We start from the raw sequence: 18,075 nt of genomic DNA on the forward strand, positions 1-18,075 counted from the left end.
ACGCCTCTACCTCCCGTTCAGTTGACGGGGCATCGGCTTGCGGCGGCGGCACAACGGGCCATTTTCAGTGTTTTAAAGCACAGATGCCGTCAGGAGCGTGCCTTCATGAATCCCCGGTTGCTCGCCGAGGTGCTGGAACCCGTGCTGAACGCCGCGGAGAAGGATGACGCGGCGATGCTCGACGCCGTGAATCTGTCGGCGGAGGCGCTGGCCGCGCTCGGCGCGGTCATCCTCGACCGCGACGGGCGTCCGGCCGACGGCGTGTCCGACGAACGCGCGGTGGTTGCCGCGCTCAACACCCACGCCCACACGCTGATGCAGTGCGGGCGGCTCGACGACGTGGTCGAGGCGCTGCAATTGGCCGAACGGATCGGCCGGCTGGGCCGCCTGCCCCACCATCCGCGCATGTCCGACGGCTAGCCACCTACGGTCAGGCGGGAGGAACACCGACCCGCCCCGGTTGTTGTGCGAGCCGTGCCGCCCAACAGGGGAGACGTGTCTTGCCGACAGCGCCCAAATCGAACGCTTTTTCCGGCCCCATCGAGGGCGAGGCCCTGTCCCTGCTTCAGGACAAACTGCTTCCCGGCTTCCTGACCGGACGGCGCTGGTACGCCGCCAAGGACGCCGGCACACCCACCGTGCGCATCGTCGATGCGCTGCCGCTTCCGCTGGCCTCCGGCTCCGCCCAGCTCTGCCTGCTGCGGGTGGAGGCGCCGGGGCGCGAGCCCCAGCTCTACCAGCTTCCCCTCGTGCTCGACCGCGGCGGCAAGAGCGACTCCGCCGACTCCTTCGCCATCGCCGGCCCCGAGGCGCTCCCCTGGCCGGGCAGCCTGCGCGACGGCTACGGCGACGAGGAGGTGGTGCGCGCCCTGCTCGACGGCATCCGCAAGGGTGGGGAGAGCGGCGGCCTGCGCTTTGGGCAAAGCCGCGCCCTTGATGCCGTGAAGGGCGCGCTGGATGGTGGCGCCCCGCTGCGTTGGACGGGGGTGGAGCAATCCAACACCTCCGTCCGCGTCGGCGATGCGGCGATCCTGAAGGGGCTGCGCAAGCTGGAGTCCGGTACTCATCCCGAACTGGAGGTCGGGCGCTTCCTGACCGAGGTTGCCAAGTTCCGCAACACTCCCGCCCTGCTCGGCTGGGTGGAGCGCACGGGCGACGGCGAGGCCGCCACCCTGTGCATCCTGCAGGAGCTGGTCCCCGACGCCCGCGACGCCTGGAGCCATGTCACCGCCGCCCTGGCGGAGCGCGTCGAGCGCTTCGACGACGACAAGGCGGACGACGTCGCGCTGATGACCGTCATGCGCCGGCTGGGCCGCCGCACGGCGGAGATGCACCGGGCGCTGGCCACCCCCGGCGGCGGCGACGCCTTCACGCCGGAACCCGTCACTCCCGCCATGCTGACGGGCTGGGCGGACGGGGTGCACAGCCTCGCCCGCCGCGTGCTGGGCCAGCTGCGCGAGGCCGCTCCGCGGCTGAACGCCGACATCGCCCCTTACGCCGCGTCGCTGGCCGACAGCGAGGCGACGGTGATGCGCCAGATCGCGACGCTGACGCCGCCACGCGGCGACTTCCACGCGATGCGCCTGCACGGCGACTATCACCTGGGGCAGGTGCTGGCCGGCAAGGACGACCTGTTCATCGTCGATTTCGAAGGCGAGCCGATGCGCCCGCTGGCCGAGCGGCGGGCCAAGCACTGCATCCTGCGCGACGTGGCGGGGATGCTGCGCTCCATCACCTACGCCGCCGCCGGGGCGCGGGCCGCCCTGCCCGCCGACCTGGACGAGACGGCGCGCGGCGCCCGCACCGCTTGGCTGAACTGGTGGGAGGGCGAGGCGGCGGCCGCCTTCGTCGCCGGATACCGCGAGGCCATCGGGGACTGCCCCGGCTGGCCCGCCGACGCGGCGACGGCCACGCAGCTTTTGAAACTCTTCCTGCTGGAGAAGGCGCTCTACGAAATCGGATACGAGCTGGCGAACCGGCCCGACTGGCTGGCCATCCCGCTGGCCGGCGCCATCGGCATCCTGGGCGCCGACGCCGGGCCGGAGGTGGCCGACCGCGCGTCCGGCCCGGTCGGGCTGGCCGCCCCTGGGGCCACCCGCATCGGCGAGGCGCGGGCGCACGCCATGCCCTTCGGTGCGCAGGTGCAGCCCGACGGCTCCGTCCGCTTCACCCTGTGGGCGCCGGGGACTGAGCAGGTGTCGCTGTGGCTGGAGGACACCCAGGCCCTGCTGCCCATGGTGCGGCGGCCCGACGGCTGGTTCGAATGGACCACCGCCCAGGCCCAGGCGGGCACCCGCTACCAGTTCGAGCTTCCGGACGGGCTGCGCGTGCCCGACCCGGCCTCCCGCCACCAGCCGGGGGACGTGCACGGGCCGAGCGAGGTGATCGACCCCACCGTCTTCCGCTGGTCCGACGCCGCCTGGACCGGGCGCCCCTGGCACGAGACGGTGCTGTACGAGCTTCACGTCGGCACCTTCACCGAGGAAGGCACCTTCCGGGCCGCCATCGACAAGCTCGACCACCTCGTGGAGCTGGGGGTCACCGCCATCGAGCTGCTGCCGGTCGCCGATTTCCCCGGCGCCCGCAACTGGGGCTACGACGGGGTGCTGCCCTACGCCCCGGACGCCGCCTACGGCCGGCCGGAGGACCTGAAGGCGCTGGTCGACGCCGCCCACGCCAAGGGGCTGATGGTCTTCCTCGACGTCGTCTACAACCATTTCGGGCCTGACGGGAATTATCTCCACGCCTACGCCAAGGCCTTCTTCACCGACCGCCACAAGACCCCCTGGGGCGACGCCATCAACGTGGACGGGCCGCGCAACGCCACGGTGCGCGACTACTTCATCCACAACGCGCTCTATTGGATCGAGGAGTTCCACATGGACGGGCTGCGCTTCGACGCGGTCCACGCCATCCTCGACGACAGCGACAAGCTGTTCCTCCAGGAGCTGGCCGAGCGCGTGCAGGACGCCGTGCGCTGCCGCCGCCACGTCCATCTCGTGCTGGAGAACGACGAGAACGAAGCCCACCTGCTGGAACGCCACCCGGAGGGTGACCCGCGCTGGCACACCGCGCAGTGGAACGACGACCTGCACCACTGCCTGCACGTCTGGGCGTCCGGCGAGGACGCCGGCTATTACGCCGACTACGCCGGCGACGCGGTGAAGCTGGCCCGCGCCATGGCCGAAGGCTTCGCCTTCCAGGGCCACGCCTCCTCCTACCGTGGCGGCGAGGCGCGCGGCGAGCCGTCGGCGCATCTGCCGCCGACCGCCTTCGTCACCTTCATCCAGAACCACGACCAGATCGGCAACCGCGCCTTCGGGGACCGCATCACCCGCTTCTCGCGGCCCGAGGCGGTGCGGGCGGCGAGTTCGCTCTATCTGCTGGGGCCGGGCATCCCGATGCTGTTCATGGGCGAGGAGTGGGCGTCCGACCGCCCCTTCCCCTTCTTCTGCGACTTCGCCGACGAGCTGGCCGAGGCGGTGCGCAACGGCCGGCGGGAGGAGTTCGCCAAGTTCCCCGAATTCCAGGACCCGAAGGTGCGCGACCGCATCCCCGACCCGACCGCGCCGGAGACCTTCCAGTCGGCCAAGCTCGATTGGGACGACCGCGACAAGGGCGAGCATGGGGAGTGGCTGGACTGGTACCGCCGCATCCTGGCGGTGCGCCACAAGGAGATCGCGCCGCGGCTGGAGAACGCGCCCGGCGGGGCGGCCGTCCACGAGGTGATCGACGGTCGGGGCATCCGCGTCTCCTGGCGGATGGGCGACGGCAGCCGTCTGCATCTGCTCGCCAACCTGTCCGACGCGCCGGTCGAGGGCATGGGCGAGGCCGTGGGCCGCGTGCTGTGGACCGAGGGCGACGGCCTCGATGCCAACAAGCCCAACGCCGGTACCATGGCGCCGCTGTCCGTCCTGTGGACCATCGAGGAGACGACGGCGCTCGACCGGCTCGGCGAGCGGATGGGCATCGAGACGCACTACACCGGCGCGTCGGGCGAGACGATCCAGGCGTCGGAGGGCACCATCCGCGCCCTGCTCACGGCCATGGAGGTCGATGCCGACGACCCGGAGGAGGCGCTGGCGGCGCTGGAGCGGCGCGAGTTGGCCCGCCCCCTGCCGCCGGTGGCGGTGCTGCGCGTCGACCGCCCGCCCTTCTCGGTCACCGTCACCCTGCCGGAAGGCAGCGGGGCGCTGCGCTGGACCCTGACCCTGGAAGAGGGGGGCGAGCGCAGCGGCGAGGCCGATTTCGGAGACCTGCCGCTGGTCCGCAAGGCGGGTGCCGAGGGGCAGCGCTTCGAGGTGCGCCGCCTCGACCTCGGCGGGCCGGTGGCACCCGGCTACCACCGGCTGCGGCTGGAGGTCGAGGGCCTGCGGGCGGAGCATCCCGGCCTGGAGATGACGGTCATCGCCGCCCCCGCCACCTGCCACCTTCCCGCCCCGCTCCAGATGGGCGAGCGGATCTGGGGCCTGTCGGTCCAGCTCTACGCCCTGCGCTGCGCCGGGGATTGGGGGATCGGCGATTTCGGCGACCTCGTCAGCGTCGCGGAGATGGCGGCAGCGCGCGGGGCGGGCATCGTCGGGCTGAACCCATTGCACGCTCTGTTCCTCGACCAGCCCGATCAGGCCAGCCCCTATTCCCCCGCCAGCCGCCTGTTCCTCAACCCGCTCTACATCGACGTGCTGGCGGTGCCGGAACTGATGGGCTGCGCCGAGGCGCGCGACCGGATCGCGGATGAGGCGTTCCTGCGGGACGTCAGGGCGGCGGAGGCCGCGCCGCTGGTCGATTACGCCGCCGTGGCGGCGCTGAAGCTGCCGGTCCTGGAACGGCTGTTCGCCCATTTCCAGGCGGAGGGCAGCGAGGAGCGGCATCGGGCACTCGCCGCCTTCCGGGCCGAACTGGGCGAGGGGCTGGAGCGCTTCTGCACCTTCCAGGCCCTGCGCGAGCGTTTCGCCAAGGACGGCACGCCCGACTGGCGCCGCTGGCCGGAGGAGTATCGGGACGCCGCCTCCCCCGCCGTCCGCCGCTTCGCCGAGGAGCAGCGGGAGCGCATCGACGTCTTCGTCTGGCTCCAATGGCTGGCCGACAGCCAGTTGCAGGCGGCGGCGGAGCGGGCGCGGGAGCGGGGCATGGCCGTCGGCTTCTTCCGCGACCTCGCCGTCGGGGCGGACAGCGGCGGGGCGGAGACCTGGGCCGACCCGCATGTGGTGGTGGCGCAGGCCCATGTCGGCGCCCCGCCCGACCTGTTCAACCCGGCCGGGCAGGACTGGGGCCTGCCGCCCTTCCATCCCCACGCGCTGCGCGAGGGCGGTTACGCCCGCTTCATCGAGCTGCTGCGCGCCAACATGCGCCACGCCGGGGCGCTGCGCATCGACCACGCCATGGCGCTCCAGCACGTCTACTGGATACCGGAGGGGCACCCGCCCTCCGAAGGGGCCTACGTCGCCTACCCGATGGACGACCTCCTCGGAATCCTGGCCCTGGAGAGCCAGCGCAACCGTTGCCTCGTCGTCGGCGAGGATCTGGGCACCGTGCCCGAGGGATTCCGCGAGCGCATGGCGGAGGCGGGTGTCCTGAGCTACCGGGTGATGTTCTTCGAATGGACCGAGGACGGCGGGTTCCGCGGCCCCGACGACTACCCCTACGCGGCGCTCGCCACGGTGGGCAGCCACGACCTCGCCACGCTGCGCGGCTGGTGGGAGGGGCACGACATCACACTGAAGGAGGAGCGCGGACTCTACCCCGCCGAAGGCGAGGCGGAGCGCCAGCGCGACCGCCGCATGGCCGAACGCGCCCGCCTGCTCGAGGCGCTCGCCGACGCCTACCTGCCGCTGCCCGCCAGCTTCGGCCCCGACAGCCCCTACAGCGAGGCGTTGGGCCACGCGGTGCACGCCTTCCTGGCCCGCACCGGCTCGGCCATCGCCATGGTCCAGATGGACGACCTGACCGGCGAGTTGGAGCAGGTGAACCTGCCCGGCACGGTGGATCAGTACCCCAACTGGCGCCGCAAGCTGCGCCTTGCGCTGGAGGACATGGCCGACTGCCCGCAGGCCGGCGCCATCGCCGCCATCATGGCTGCCGCCCGGCCGGCCGCGGTGGCCGCCGCTCGCCCCTCTCCCGCCCCGGGAGAGGGTGGCGCCGGAGGCGCCGGGTGAGGGTACAGCCGAGGATCAGCCCTTTGCCCGTCGCCGGTACCCTCACCCTCCCGCCGCTCTGCGGCGGGCCCCTCCCTCTCCCGGGTCGGGAGAGGGGCTTTCACCGTTCCTGATTCAGGAGACCAACCCATGGCGGCGGACGCCGATAAGCCGATCCCCCTGGCCACCTACCGCGTGCAGCTGCGCGCCGAGTTCGGCTTCGACCGCACCGCCGGAATCGCCGATTACATGGCGCGGCTGGGCGTCAGCCACCTCTACGCCTCGCCCTACATGAAGGCGCGGCCGGGAAGCACCCACGGCTACGACATCGTCGACCACAACGCCCTGAACCCGGAGCTGGGCAGCGAGGAGTCCTTCCACGCCATGGTGGACGCCCTGAAGCGCAACGGGCTGGGCCAGATCCTCGACTTCGTGCCCAACCACATGGGCGTCGGCGGGTCGGACAACGGCTGGTGGCTGGACGTGCTGGAATGGGGGCCGGACAGCCCCTACGCCGGTTATTTCGACATCGAGTGGGAGCCCGACCGCCGTTACCTGCACGGCAAGGTGCTGGTGCCGCTGCTCGGCGACCAGTTCGGCGCGGTGCTGGAATCCGGCGGGCTGGAACTGCGCTTCGACAAGGAGACGGGCGGCTTCGCCGTCTGGGCCTACGACACCCACAAGCTGCCCATCCGGCCCGCCGATTATGGTACGATCCTGGGCGACGACCAGCCGGACCTGGAGCGCATCGGCGACGCCTTCCGCCATCTCGACCAGGTGCGCCCGCACCAGATCCGCCGCGCCAACGCCCTGAAGGCCGAGCTGGCCGCGCTGGTCTCCGAGAAGCCCGACGTGGCCGAGGCCGTGGAGCGCCGGCTGAAGCGCTTCCGCGGCGAAGAGGGTGAACCGGAGAGCTGGCGCCGCCTGACCGAGCTGATCGCCGCCCAGAATTGGCGCGCCGCCTATTTCAAGGTGGCGGCGGACGACATCAACTACCGCCGCTTCTTCAACATCAACGAGCTCGCCGGCCTGCGCATGGAAGAGCGGGAGCTGTTCGACGTCGCCCACCGGCTGGCCTTCAAGCTGGTCGACGACGGCACGCTGGACGGGCTGCGCATCGACCACATCGACGGCCTCTACGATCCCAAGGGCTATTGCGAGCGGCTGGCCCAGGCAACCGAGCGGCCCTTCTATCTGGTGGTCGAGAAGATCCTGGCCCGCCACGAGCGGCTGCGCGAGGACTGGCCGATCGATGGCACCACCGGCTACGAGTTCGCCAACCTGATGGGCGGCCTGTTCGTCGATCCGCGGGGGGAGGAGGCCTTCACCAAGCTTTATGCCGACTTCACCGGGCGGCGCGAGAGCTTCGACGAGGTGGTGCGGACGAGCAAGATCCGCATCATGGAAAGCGAGATGGCCAGCGAGCTTCACGTGCTGGCCCGGCAGGCCTCGCGCATCGCCCGCGCCAACCCGCGCACCGCCGACTTCACCGCCAACATCCTGCATCAGGCGCTGAAGGAGACCATCGCCCGCTTCCCGGTCTACCGCACCTATGTCGACTGGCGCGGCGTCAGCGAGCTGGACCGGCGGAGCATCGACTGGGCGATCACCCAGGCGCGCAAGGCCGACCCGAACACCGACGGCTCCGCCTACGACTTCCTGCACAGGCTGCTGACCACCGATCTGGTGGCCCAGCCGCGCAGCGGCTACAGCCGCCAGCAGGTGCTGCGCTTCGCCATGCGCTTCCAGCAGTACAGCGGCCCGGTGATGGCCAAGGGGCTGGAGGACACCGCCTTCTACCGCTACAACCGGCTGGCCGCGCTGAACGAGGTGGGCGGTCATCCCGAGCATTTCGGGGTCGGCACCGCCAACTTCCACCACGCCAACGCCGAACGGGCGGAGCGCTGGCCCCACGCCATGCTGGGCAGCACCACCCACGACACCAAGCGCGGCGAGGACACCCGCGCCCGCCTCTACGCCCTGTCGGAGATGCCGGAGGAGTGGGAGCGGCAGATCCAGACCTGGAGCCGCCTGTTGCGCGCCCGCCGCGGCGACGTGGAGGGCACCGCCCCGCCCGACCGCAACGACGAGTATCTGTTCTACCAGCTCCTCGTCGGGGCCTGGCCGGCGGAGCTGACCGGCGCGGACCCCGCGAGCCTCGACCCGCAGGCGATGACGGAGTTCGCGGAACGCCTCGCCGGCGCCATGACCAAGTCGATGCGCGAGGCCAAGGTGCACAGCACCTGGGCCGCCCCTGACGAGGCCTATGAGAGCGCCATGACCAGCTTCGTCCACGACGCGCTGGACGTGACGCGCAGCACCGCCTTCTTCGACGCCTTCCTGCCCTTCCAGGCGCGGCTTGCCCGCATCGGCATGGTCAACGGGCTGACCCAGACCCTGCTGAAGCTGACCAGCCCCGGCGTGCCGGACATCTATCAAGGCTGCGAGCTGTGGAACTTCAGCCTCGTCGATCCCGACAACCGGCGCCCGGTGGACTACGACGCCCGCCGCCGCCTGCTCGACGAGGCCGAAGGGACGGCGATCGGCAGCCTGCTGGACCGCTGGCAGGACGGGGCGGTGAAGCTCTCCCTGACCCGGCGCGCCCTGGCCCTGCGGACGGCCATGCCCGACCTCTTCGCCAAGGGCGATTACCTGCCGCTGGAGGCGACGGGCCAGCGGGCGGAGCATGTGGTGGCCTTTGCCCGCCGCCTCGGCGACGACACCGTGGTGGTTGCCGCCCCGCGTCTGGTCGGCGCGCTGGGCGAGACTCCGGACTGGGGCGACACCTCCGTCCCGCTGCCGCGCGGGCAGCGCTGGCGCAACGCGCTGACCGACGGGACGCTGGAGGCCGCCAACGCGGTGACCGCCACCGAGCTCTTCCGGAGCTTCCCCGTCGCCCTGCTGGTGCGGGAGGGGTGAGTGCCATGGACCGCAACCCGCCGCCGCGCCGGACGCTCGTCCCCATCGACCAGAGGCTGATCGGGGAACATCCCGGCAAGCCCGCCGTCTTCGGGACCGTGCTGTCCGGCGACCCTCAGGAAAGCTTCCTGAACCTGTATGACGGCGGCGGAGGGCGGTTCGCCTGCGGGGTGTGGCAATGCACGCCGGGCAGCATCGCCATGACCGACTGGCCCTATGAGGAATTCTGCGTCCTGCTGGCCGGGCGGGTGGTCATCACCCCCCGGGACGGCACGCCGCAGGAGCACGCGCAGGGCGACGCCTTCGTCATTCCCAGGGGCTTCACCGGCGTCTGGGAGGTGCGGGAGACGATCCGCAAATACTACGCGATCGAGAAGCCGCTCGGCCCCCGCGCCGCCGTGGGGCGGATGCTGCGCGCCCCGCTGTCGCTGGCCCGCCGGCTGTTGCGGCGGGGCGAGCCGGCGCTGGCCCGAGGGGGCTTCTAAAAGAGAACCCCGGACAGGGCGATCTCACAAAATACCCGATTTCTTCGGTCGGGATTGATCGAATCCCTTCGCCACGCGTTATTCCAAAGGACAGGCGCCCAATCCGAGAAACGAGAGGCGCCTCATCGGACCATTCCTGCACCACGGGACGCGACCACAGACGGACGGGAGACAAGTCATGAGCGATCATCGCCAGTGGGTCGAACTGGACCCCAGCAACGGCTCCGAAAACACCAAGCCGCAGGACGGGCAGTCCGCCGCGCCCCCCGCACAGAACTCCGCGCAGCCGGCGGAAGCCCCGGCATCGGGCGGTCCGGAAGAGACTCCGGACCGCTGACCAACGGTCATTGTCTAAGGATACTGTTTAAAGCATGCGAAAACGGCAGGGCGGGGCCTCAGGGCTTCAGCCCTGCCGCCGCATGGGCTGTTGCACGGGTTGGGGTGCGGTCTGCGGCGCCGGCTGCGGCGCGGTGGCGGACACGCGTTCGGGCCGCCCGAACAGTTCCAGCGCCGGGGGGATGGAGGAAGGGCGCAGCCCCGCCAGGATTTCCCCGACGGCCCCGACCGCATCGACCAGCGCGTCGGGCATCACCGGCTTGCGCAGCAGGCCGACCGCGAAATCGCGCGCCTCCTCGCCACGATGGTCGAAGCCGGTGATCAGCAGGGAGGGAATGTTGTGTTCCTCCCACAATTTCCGGGCCAGCGTCAGCCCATTCTCACCTCCAGCCAAATAGACGTCCACCAGCGCGAGATCCGGCCGTTCCCGGACCCCCAGCCGCGTCGCCTTGGCGGCGTCGCGCAGAGGGCCGACGACCGTGTATCCGGCATTCTCCATCACAGCCTTGATGGCGGGCCCGATCAACGGGTCGTCTTCGACGACGAGCAACTTCACGGCATCTGTTCCTTGTTGGCGGACGGCTGCGGAACGACATGGCCCGCAGCGCCCATGTTTGTCGATGCGGTGCATCAATCAAGGGGCTGATTGCGCGCAATGGAACGAGCCGGCAGGACACCGAATGGGCAGCGCCATACGGGGAAGCGAACCCGCCGCCCTCTTTGCGTGTTTGAGACAGTCCAAGCGTGATGCAACCTCCGTGGGAGTCCTGCATGAAGTTCATCGAATTCACCGACCGCGCCGGGGCGCCGGTTCTGATCAACGCCGCGGGTGTTCTGTACCTGCGCGGCACCGAAGGGGAGCGGACCGAGATCACCTTCGCCGGACGCTCCGAACCGCTGGTGGTCGCCGCCCCGCTGGACGAGGTGGCCCGGGCGCTGGAAGACGCCACGCCGATACCGCCCGACCCCACCCTGGCGCTCGTCTCGTGACGGGCCGGCCTCACACGTCGTAGATCGGCCCCGGCGTGGACGTGTTGGCGCCGCCGCGCTTCCGCTCCTCCTTCTCGGTCAGTTCGGCCTCGCCGCCCTGGTCGGGCTTGACGGTGCCTTCCTGGGCCTCGTCGATCCGGTCGTCCTTGCGCTGGGGCTGGGTGGCGGGTGTCCGGTCGTCGCTCATGACGGTCCTCATGATGATTGTCGGTTCACCGTATTCAACATTTCGGGGGCCGCGACGTTGCGCCCGTCGCCTGCCCCTTCCGGAGGGCTGATCCGCGCACGGCGCGGGTTGCCTGAAACCCTTCGCTCCATCACTTTTCGGGGCAGGAGACAAACCGGAAGGACCGCCATGATCGACCTTCACTATTGGCCGACCCCCAACGGGCACAAGATCACGCTGTTCCTGGAAGAGGCCGGGCTGGATTACACGATTCATCCCGTGGACATCTCCGCCGGGGACCAGTTCAAGCCGGACTTCCTGGCAATGTCCCCGAACAACCGCATGCCGGCCATCGTCGACCGCGCGCCGGCCGACGGCGGGGAGCCGGTGTCCATCTTCGAATCGGGCGCGATCCTGATTTATCTGGCGGAGAAGACCGGCACGTTCCTGCCCGCCGACCTGCGGGGCCGCAAGACGGTTCTGGAGTGGCTGTTCTGGCAGGTGGGTGGCCTCGGCCCGATGGCCGGGCAGAACCACCATTTCGTGCAGTACGCGCCCGAACAGATCCCCTACGCCATCGACCGCTATGTGAAGGAGACCAACCGCCTCTACGGCGTCCTGAACAAGCGTCTGGCCGGCCGCGCCTTCATCGCGGGGGATGAGCTGACCATCGCCGACATGGCCTGCTACCCCTGGATCGTCCCGCACGAGCGGCAGCGCCAGAACCTCGCCGACTTCCCCGAGTTGAAGCGCTGGTTCGAGGCGATCCAGGCCCGCCCGGCGACCGTTCGCGCCTATGAGAAGGGCGCGGAACTGGCCAAGCGCCCCTCGGTCACCGAGGAGGGCAAGAAGGTCCTGTTCGGCCAGACCGCAGCCAACGTCCAGAAGTGATGATGGGCCCCTCTCCCGCCGCTGGGCGGGAGAGGGCATCGACGCCCTTACTGGGCGGTCCAGCCGCCGTCCATCAACAGGCTGGCGCCGGTCATCTGCGCCGCCGAGTCGGAGCACAGATAGACCGCCAGCCCACCCAACTCGTCCGGCGTCACGAAGGCGCCGGAGGGCTGCTTGGCGCCGAGCAGTTCCGCCTTTGCTTGCGGCTCCGGAATGTTTTTGGTCGAGGCGATCGCGTCGATCTGCTTCTGCACCAGCGGAGTCAGCACCCAACCCGGACAGATGGCGTTGCAGGTGACGCCGGTGCCCGCCGTCTCCAGCGCCACCGTTTTCGTCAGCCCGACGACGCCGTGCTTGGCCGCGACGTAGGCCGCCTTGTTGACCGACGCGACATGGCCGTGCACCGAGGCGATGTTGAGGATGCGCCCCCAGCCGCGCCGCTTCATGCCCGGCAGGGCGTGGTGGGTGCCGTGGAAGACGGCGGACAGGTTGAGCGCGATCACCGCGTCCCAGCGGTCGGCCGGAAAGTCCTCCACCGGGGCAACGTGCTGGATGCCGGCGTTGTTCACCAGCACGTCGACGGAGCCGAAGGTCTCCTCCGCGTGGCCGATCAGCGCGGCGATCTCCGCCGGCTTGGACAGGTCGGCGCCGTGATAGCCGACGCGCACGCCGAACTCCGCCGCCAGACCGGCGCGCAGTTCCTCGATGGCGTCGGCCTCGCCGAAGCCGTTCAGCACCACGTCCGCCCCGGCCCCGGCCAGCGCCCGCGCGATGCCCAAGCCGATCCCGCTGGTCGAGCCGGTGACCACCGCGACCTTCTGAGTCAAGGTCATGGCTTATCCTCTGCTGTCTTGATGGTTTGGGTGCCCTCCCCCCGTCCGGGGAGAGGGCGGAACGGCGGTCAGCCTTCCAGTTCCGGGCGCTCGCGGAACTCGTCGAGTGCCATCGGGTTGGCCAGCGCCTCGGTGTTCTTGATCGGGCGGCCGTGCACCGCGTCGCGCACCGCCAGTTCGGTGATCTTGCCCGAGCGCGTGCGCGGGATGTCCTTGACCGCCACGATGCGCGCCGGGACGTGCCGCGGCGAGCAGTTCTCCTTGATGCGCTTGCGGATCGTGTCCTCCAGCGCCTTGTCGAGGGCCAGACCCTCGCGCAGCACCACGAACAGGATGACGCGCACGTCGCCGTCCCACTCCTGGCCGATGCACACCGCCTCCAGGATTTCCGGAAGCTGCTCGACCTGCCGGTAGATCTCCGCCGTGCCGATGCGCACCCCGCCGGGATTGAGCACCGCGTCGGAGCGCCCGTAGATCACCCAGCCGCCATGCACGGTGCGCTCGATGAAGTCGCCGTGCGTCCACACGTTGGGGAAGCGCTCGAAATAGGCCGCGCGGTACTTCGCCCCGTCCGGGTCGGCCCAGAAGCCCACCGGCATGCAGGGGAAGGGCCGTGTGCAGACCAACTCGCCCTTCTCGCCGCTGACCGCGTGGCCGGCGTCGTCGAAGGCCGCCACCGCCATGCCGAGCCCCGCCGTCTGCAACTCGCCAGCCCACACCGGGGCCGTCGGGTTACCCAGGACGAAGCAGGACACGATGTCCGTGCCGCCGCTGATCGAGGCCAGATGGATGTCCGTCTTGATCGCCCGGTAGACGTACGCGAAGTTCTCCGGCATCAGCGGCGAGCCGGTCGAGGCGAGCGCCCGCAGCGTGTCGAGCCGGTGTGTGCGCATCGGTTCCAGCCCCGACTTCTCGGCCTGCTGGATGAACTTGGCCGAGGTGCCGAACAGCGTCATGCCCTCGGCGTCGGCGTAGTCGAACAGGATGTTGCCGTCCGGCGCGAAGGGCGAACCGTCGTAGAGCAGCAGCGTCGCCCCGGCGGCCAGCCCGGAGACCAGCCAGTTCCACATCATCCAGCCGCAGGTGGTGTAGTAGAACACCCGGTCGCCCGGCTTGACGTCGCTGTGCAGCCGGTGCTCCTTCACGTGCTGGAGCAGCGTGCCGCCGGTGCCGTGGACGATGCACTTGGGCTTACCGGTGGTGCCCGACGAATAGAGGATGAACAGCGGGTGGTTGAAGGCCACCCGCTCGAAGCTCGGCTCCGCCGCCGCGAAGGGGGCGATGAAGTCGCCCCAGGTGACGCCGCCGCGAATCGCCGAGACGTCCGGCGTCTCGTCGATGTAGGGGATGACGACGGCGGCCTTGACGGTGGGCAGTTCGGTCAGCACTTGGGCGATCTTGGCCCGGATGTCGTGGCTCTTGCCGTTGTACCAGTAGCCGTCGGGGGCGAAGAGGACGGTCGGCTCGATCTGGCCGAAGCGGTCGGTGATGCCCTGGGCGCCAAAGTCGGGGGAGCAGGAGGACCAGATGGCTCCCAGGCTGGCCGTGGCGAGCATGGCGGCCAGTGTCTCGGGCATGTTGGGGACGACGGCGGCGACGCGGTCGCCCTTGCCGACGCCGGCGGCCTTGAGCGCCTGCTGGAGGCGGGAGACCTCGGCCTTCAGCTCGGCGCCCGACCAGCGGCGCTTGACCTTGTCCTCGGCCCAGAAGACGACCGCCTCGCCCTCCGGGGCGTTGGCGAGCATGTTCTCGGCGTAGTTCAGGCTGGCCTCGGGAAACCAGCGGGCGCCGGGCATCTTGTCGCCGTCGGCCAGGGCCACGCCGCCGAGATCGCCCTTGAGTCCGGCCCACTCCCACAGGAAGCGCCAGAAATCCTCCTTGCCGGCGACTGACCAGTCGTAGAGCGCGTCGTAATCGTCCAGCCGCAGCCCGAAGCGGGCGCTCGCGGCCTGCCGGAAGGCCGTCAGGTTGGAGGCGGCGACGCGCGCCTCCGACGGGGTCCACAGCGGCAGATCTGAAGGTTGATCCATCGTGCTGATCCTGGTTTTGGCTTTTTGTGTCGTTCGGTATCGTCGATCTTACCGCCGGCCGAAGCGGGCTTGAAGCTCGCCCACGATGCCGCGGCGGAAGACCAGCACGCAGACCACGAAGATCGCGCCGATCACCACCGGGACTGGCATGCTGGTGGCCGCCAGATAGCTTTCCAGAGTGACGACGATGGCCGCCCCCACCACCGGGCCGAGCAGCGTGCCCATGCCGCCGAGCAGCGTCATCAGCACCACCTCGCCGGACATCTGCCACGTCACGTCGGTCAGCGAGGCGAGCTGGAAGACCAGCGCCTTGGTCCCGCCGGCCAAGCCGGCGAGGCTCGCCGACAACACGAAGGCCAGCAGCTTGTAGCGCTCCGTCCGGTAGCCGAGCGACACGGCGCGCGGCTCGTTCTCGCGGATCGCCTTCAGCACCTGACCGAAGGGCGAATGGACCGCGCGCCAGACCACCGCGAAGCCGACCAGGAACACCGCCAGCACGAAGTAGTACATGGACAGCGAGTTGTTCAGGTCGATCACCCCGAACAGATGGCCGCGCGGCACCGCCTGGATGCCGTCCTCGCCGCCGGTGAACTTGAGCTGGAGCGCCATGAAGAAGACCATCTGCGACAGCGCCAGCGTGATCATGGCGAAGTAGATGCCCTGCCGGCGGATCGCCAGCGCACCGAAGGCGAGGCCGAGCAGGGCGGAGAAGCCCATGCCGAGCAGGATGCTGACCTCCGGCCCCAGCCCCCAGACCTTGGCGGAATGGGCAGTGATGTAGGCGGCCCCGCCGAAGAAGGCCGCGTGGCCGAAGCTCAGCAGCCCGGCGAAGCCGATCAGCAGGTTGAAGGCGCAGGCGAACAGCGCGAAGCACAGCACCTTCATCACAAAGACGGGGTACAGCACGAAGGGTGCCGCCAGCGCGATCAGCAGGCCGATGCCGAGGATAATGGCGTTCCGCGCGGTGTCCTGCCCCGGGCGGCGCAGCGCGATGGTGGTCGTCTGGGTGTCGGTCGTCTTGATTTGGGCGGCCATGGCTCAGCGCTCCCGTCCGAAGAGGCCCGCGGGCTTGATGAGAAGGACGATCGCCATCACGACGAACACCACGATGTTGGAGGCCTCGGGGTAGAAGACCTTGGTCAGGCCCTCCAGCAGCCCCAGCCCCAGGCCGGTGACAATGGCGCCGAGGATGGAGCCCATGCCGCCGATCACCACCACCGCGAAGACGACGATGATCAGGTTGGAGCCCATCAGCGGCGACACCTGATAAATGGGTGCCGCCAGCACGCCGGCCAGCCCGGCCAGCGCGACGCCGAAGCCGTAGGTGGCGGTGATCATCACCGGCACGTTGATGCCGAAGGCCTGGACCAGCACCGGGTTCTCGGTGGCGGCGCGCAGGTAGGCGCCGAGCCGCGTCCGCTCGATGGCGAACCACGTCCCGAAACAGACGATCAGAGAGGCGACGACGACCCAGCCGCGGTAGTTGGGCAGGAACATGAAGCCCAGGTTCTGGCCGCCCTTGAGCGCGTCCGGGATCGGATAGGGCTGGCCCGACACGCCGTAGAAGTGGCGGAAGGCGCCTTCCATGATCAGGGCGAGGCCGAAGGTCAGCAGCAGGCCGTAGAGATGGTCGAGCTTGTAGAGCCGCGACAGCATGGTCTTTTCCAGGACCACGCCCAGCAGCCCGACGATCAGCGGCGACAGGCCCAGCGCCCACCAGTAGCCGAGGCCGAGCTTCGTCAGCAGCAGCCACGCCACGAAGGCGCCGATCATGTAGAGCGCGCCGTGGGCGAAGTTGATGACGTTCAGCATGCCGAAGATGACCGCCAGCCCAAGGCTGAGCAGCGCGTAGAAGGACCCGTTGATGAGGCCGAGCAGAAGCTGGCCGAACAGGACCTGGGGCGGCACCCCCAGCAAGTCGAACATGACCGTCCCTCCCTGTGTATCGGACTTGTGTTTTTTTTGATTGGGTGCTTGGGGTGGGCCCCCACCCTACCCTCCCCCTGCGAAAGCGGGGGGAGGCCGGGAGGGGGGCCCGTCTCAGACGCTTACTTCACCAGCGTGCAGCCGCTCTTGGCCGGGTCGAGGAACGCCTGCTCGGCCGGGATCGTCTTCACGATCTTGTAATAGTCCCAGGGGGCCTTGGACTCGCCCGGGGTCTTCACCTGGGCCAGATACATGTCGTGGAACATGCGGCCGTTCGCGGCGATCTTGCCGTTCTTGGTGAACATGTCGGCGACCGGGGTCTCGCGCATCTTGGCGGCGACCTTGTCCGGATCGTCGGAACCCACCGCCTCGACCGCCTTCAGGTAATGACGGACGGCGGAGTAGACGCCGGCCTGGACCATGGTCGGCTTGCGACCGGCCTTGGCCTCGAACTTCTTCGTCCACTCGCGGGTCTGCTCGTCCATGTCCCAGTAGAAGCCGGTGGTCAGCAGCAGGCCCTGGGAGGCCTGGAGGCCCAGCGCGTGGATGTCGCTGATGAACAGCAGCAGGCCGGCGAGGCTCTGGCCCGACTGGGTGATGCCGAACTCCGACGCCTGCTTGACGGCGTTGGTGGCGTCGCCGCCCGCGTTGGCGAGGCCGATCACATCGGCCTTCGAGGCCTGGGCCTGGAGCAGGTAGGACGAGAAGTCGGCGGTGCCCAGCGGATGGCGGACGTTGCCGGCGACCTTGCCGTCGAGCTGCTTGACCATCTTCGAGGTCTCATCCTCCAGCGAGTGGCCGAAGGCGTAGTCCGCGGTGATGAAGTACCAGTTCTTCTTGCCCTGCTCGACCAGCGCGCGGGCGGTGCCGGCGGCCATGGCGTAGTTGTCGTAGGTCCACTGGAAGCCGTAGGGGCTGCAGGACTTGCCGCTGAGGTCGGTCGAACCCGGACCGGACATCAGGAAGATGCGCTTCTTGTCCTTGGTGATGCCCTGGACGGCCAGCGCGGCGGCGGAGTTCGGCACGTCGGCGATGACGTCCACGTTGCCGGCGTCGATCCACTCGCGCGCCGTGTTGGCGGCGATGTCGGCCTTGTTCTGGTGATCGGCGACGACGATCTCGATCGGCGCGCCGGCGATCTTGCCGCCGAACTCCTCGGCCGCCAGACGGGCGGCGATGGCCGAGCCTTCGCCGGCGAGGTCGGCGTAGATGCCGGACCGGTCGTTCATCACGCCGATCTTGATCACGTTGTTGGAGACCTGGGCATGCGCGGCCCCGGCGGTCAACGCCAGCAGTGCGGTCCCGCAAAGCAACGTCTTGAGCATTTCGAACTCCCTTCGATTGGCTTTGTTTTGAGTGTTTTCG

The 18,075-nt window shown here is 69.6% G+C and carries 14 protein-coding genes; 7 read left to right on the forward strand and 7 right to left on the reverse strand.

The window, feature by feature from the left end; translation table 11 throughout:
- Window positions 1–105 precede the first annotated feature (105 nt).
- The 5 genes from FHW79_RS18260 (at window position 106) to FHW79_RS18280 (ending at window position 9,875) form a co-directional block, all read left to right on the forward strand.
- Window positions 106–420, forward strand: coding sequence for a hypothetical protein (locus FHW79_RS18260; RefSeq protein WP_035677092.1), 315 nt, complete (start codon window positions 106–108; stop codon window positions 418–420).
- Between the two features lie 80 nt (window positions 421–500).
- Entirely contained in the window at window positions 501–6,155 is a 5,655-nt protein-coding gene (gene treZ / locus FHW79_RS18265) for a malto-oligosyltrehalose trehalohydrolase (protein WP_183180279.1), read from the forward strand.
- A 129-nt stretch (window positions 6,156–6,284) separates the two neighbouring features.
- Entirely contained in the window at window positions 6,285–9,053 is a 2,769-nt protein-coding gene (gene treY / locus FHW79_RS18270; RefSeq protein ID WP_183180280.1) for a malto-oligosyltrehalose synthase, read from the forward strand.
- A 5-nt stretch (window positions 9,054–9,058) separates the two neighbouring features.
- Window positions 9,059–9,538, forward strand: coding sequence for a cupin domain-containing protein (locus tag FHW79_RS18275; protein WP_211108365.1), 480 nt, complete (start codon window positions 9,059–9,061; stop codon window positions 9,536–9,538).
- Window positions 9,539–9,716: 178 nt separating this feature from the next.
- Window positions 9,717–9,875 carry a hypothetical protein gene (locus FHW79_RS18280; RefSeq protein ID WP_183180282.1) on the forward strand — a complete coding sequence of 53 codons (159 nt, stop codon included), beginning with the start codon at window positions 9,717–9,719 and terminating at the stop codon, window positions 9,873–9,875.
- Between the two features lie 66 nt (window positions 9,876–9,941).
- On the opposite strand, the gene FHW79_RS18285 is transcribed toward FHW79_RS18280, so the two are convergent.
- Entirely contained in the window at window positions 9,942–10,430 is a 489-nt protein-coding gene (locus tag FHW79_RS18285; RefSeq protein WP_183180283.1) for a response regulator, read from the reverse strand.
- 215 nt (window positions 10,431–10,645) lie between these two features.
- Here FHW79_RS18285 and FHW79_RS18290 point away from each other — a divergent pair, with 215 nt between their 5' ends.
- Window positions 10,646–10,864, forward strand: coding sequence for a hypothetical protein (locus FHW79_RS18290; protein ID WP_183180284.1), 219 nt, complete (start codon window positions 10,646–10,648; stop codon window positions 10,862–10,864).
- A 10-nt stretch (window positions 10,865–10,874) separates the two neighbouring features.
- Here FHW79_RS18290 and FHW79_RS18295 read toward each other — a convergent pair whose 3' ends face one another.
- The gene (locus FHW79_RS18295; RefSeq protein ID WP_183180285.1) at window positions 10,875–11,051 is read right to left on the reverse strand and encodes a hypothetical protein; all 177 of its coding nucleotides are present in this window, start codon (window positions 11,049–11,051) and stop codon (window positions 10,875–10,877) included.
- 168 nt (window positions 11,052–11,219) lie between these two features.
- Here FHW79_RS18295 and FHW79_RS18300 point away from each other — a divergent pair, with 168 nt between their 5' ends.
- Window positions 11,220–11,921, forward strand: coding sequence for a glutathione binding-like protein (locus FHW79_RS18300; RefSeq protein ID WP_183180286.1), 702 nt, complete (start codon window positions 11,220–11,222; stop codon window positions 11,919–11,921).
- Between the two features lie 47 nt (window positions 11,922–11,968).
- Here FHW79_RS18300 and FHW79_RS18305 read toward each other — a convergent pair whose 3' ends face one another.
- The 5 genes from FHW79_RS18305 to FHW79_RS18325 all read right to left on the reverse strand — a co-directional run bounded on the left by FHW79_RS18305 (window position 11,969) and on the right by FHW79_RS18325 (window position 18,035).
- Window positions 11,969–12,754 (reverse strand): 3-hydroxybutyrate dehydrogenase, encoded by a 786-nt coding sequence (locus FHW79_RS18305; RefSeq protein WP_183180287.1) that lies wholly within the window; start codon window positions 12,752–12,754, stop codon window positions 11,969–11,971.
- A gap of 68 nt (window positions 12,755–12,822) precedes the next feature.
- A complete protein-coding gene (locus tag FHW79_RS18310) occupies window positions 12,823–14,784 on the reverse strand; it encodes an acetoacetate--CoA ligase (protein ID WP_183180288.1) in 1,962 nt (653 codons plus the stop codon).
- Window positions 14,785–14,832: 48 nt separating this feature from the next.
- Complete coding sequence (locus tag FHW79_RS18315) at window positions 14,833–15,819, reverse strand: branched-chain amino acid ABC transporter permease (RefSeq protein WP_014197553.1); 987 nt, start codon at window positions 15,817–15,819, stop codon at window positions 14,833–14,835.
- 3 nt (window positions 15,820–15,822) lie between these two features.
- Complete coding sequence (locus FHW79_RS18320) at window positions 15,823–16,710, reverse strand: branched-chain amino acid ABC transporter permease (RefSeq protein ID WP_014197554.1); 888 nt, start codon at window positions 16,708–16,710, stop codon at window positions 15,823–15,825.
- 122 nt (window positions 16,711–16,832) lie between these two features.
- Window positions 16,833–18,035 carry an ABC transporter substrate-binding protein gene (locus FHW79_RS18325; RefSeq protein WP_183180289.1) on the reverse strand — a complete coding sequence of 401 codons (1,203 nt, stop codon included), beginning with the start codon at window positions 18,033–18,035 and terminating at the stop codon, window positions 16,833–16,835.
- Between the last annotated feature and the right edge of the window lie 40 nt (window positions 18,036–18,075).

This window comes from Azospirillum sp. OGB3, assembly GCF_014192915.1.
Taxonomy (GTDB): Bacteria; Pseudomonadota; Alphaproteobacteria; order Azospirillales; family Azospirillaceae; genus Azospirillum.

Excerpts from the sequence above, each read along its gene's own strand:
- FHW79_RS18260 (WP_035677092.1), top strand. The coding sequence starts at position 106 with ATGAATCCCCGGTTGCTCGCCGAGGTGCTGGAACCCGTGCTGAACGCC.
- treY (WP_183180280.1), top strand. The coding sequence starts at position 6,285 with ATGGCGGCGGACGCCGATAAGCCGATCCCCCTGGCCACCTACCGCGTG.
- FHW79_RS18275 (WP_211108365.1), top strand. The coding sequence starts at position 9,059 with ATGGACCGCAACCCGCCGCCGCGCCGGACGCTCGTCCCCATCGACCAG.
- FHW79_RS18280 (WP_183180282.1), top strand. The coding sequence starts at position 9,717 with ATGAGCGATCATCGCCAGTGGGTCGAACTGGACCCCAGCAACGGCTCC.
- FHW79_RS18290 (WP_183180284.1), top strand. The coding sequence starts at position 10,646 with ATGAAGTTCATCGAATTCACCGACCGCGCCGGGGCGCCGGTTCTGATC.
- FHW79_RS18295 (WP_183180285.1), bottom strand. The coding sequence starts at position 11,051 with ATGAGCGACGACCGGACACCCGCCACCCAGCCCCAGCGCAAGGACGAC.
- FHW79_RS18300 (WP_183180286.1), top strand. The coding sequence starts at position 11,220 with ATGATCGACCTTCACTATTGGCCGACCCCCAACGGGCACAAGATCACG.
- FHW79_RS18305 (WP_183180287.1), bottom strand. The coding sequence starts at position 12,754 with ATGACCTTGACTCAGAAGGTCGCGGTGGTCACCGGCTCGACCAGCGGG.
- FHW79_RS18310 (WP_183180288.1), bottom strand. The coding sequence starts at position 14,784 with ATGGATCAACCTTCAGATCTGCCGCTGTGGACCCCGTCGGAGGCGCGC.
- FHW79_RS18315 (WP_014197553.1), bottom strand. The coding sequence starts at position 15,819 with ATGGCCGCCCAAATCAAGACGACCGACACCCAGACGACCACCATCGCG.
- FHW79_RS18320 (WP_014197554.1), bottom strand. The coding sequence starts at position 16,710 with ATGTTCGACTTGCTGGGGGTGCCGCCCCAGGTCCTGTTCGGCCAGCTT.
- FHW79_RS18325 (WP_183180289.1), bottom strand. The coding sequence starts at position 18,035 with ATGCTCAAGACGTTGCTTTGCGGGACCGCACTGCTGGCGTTGACCGCC.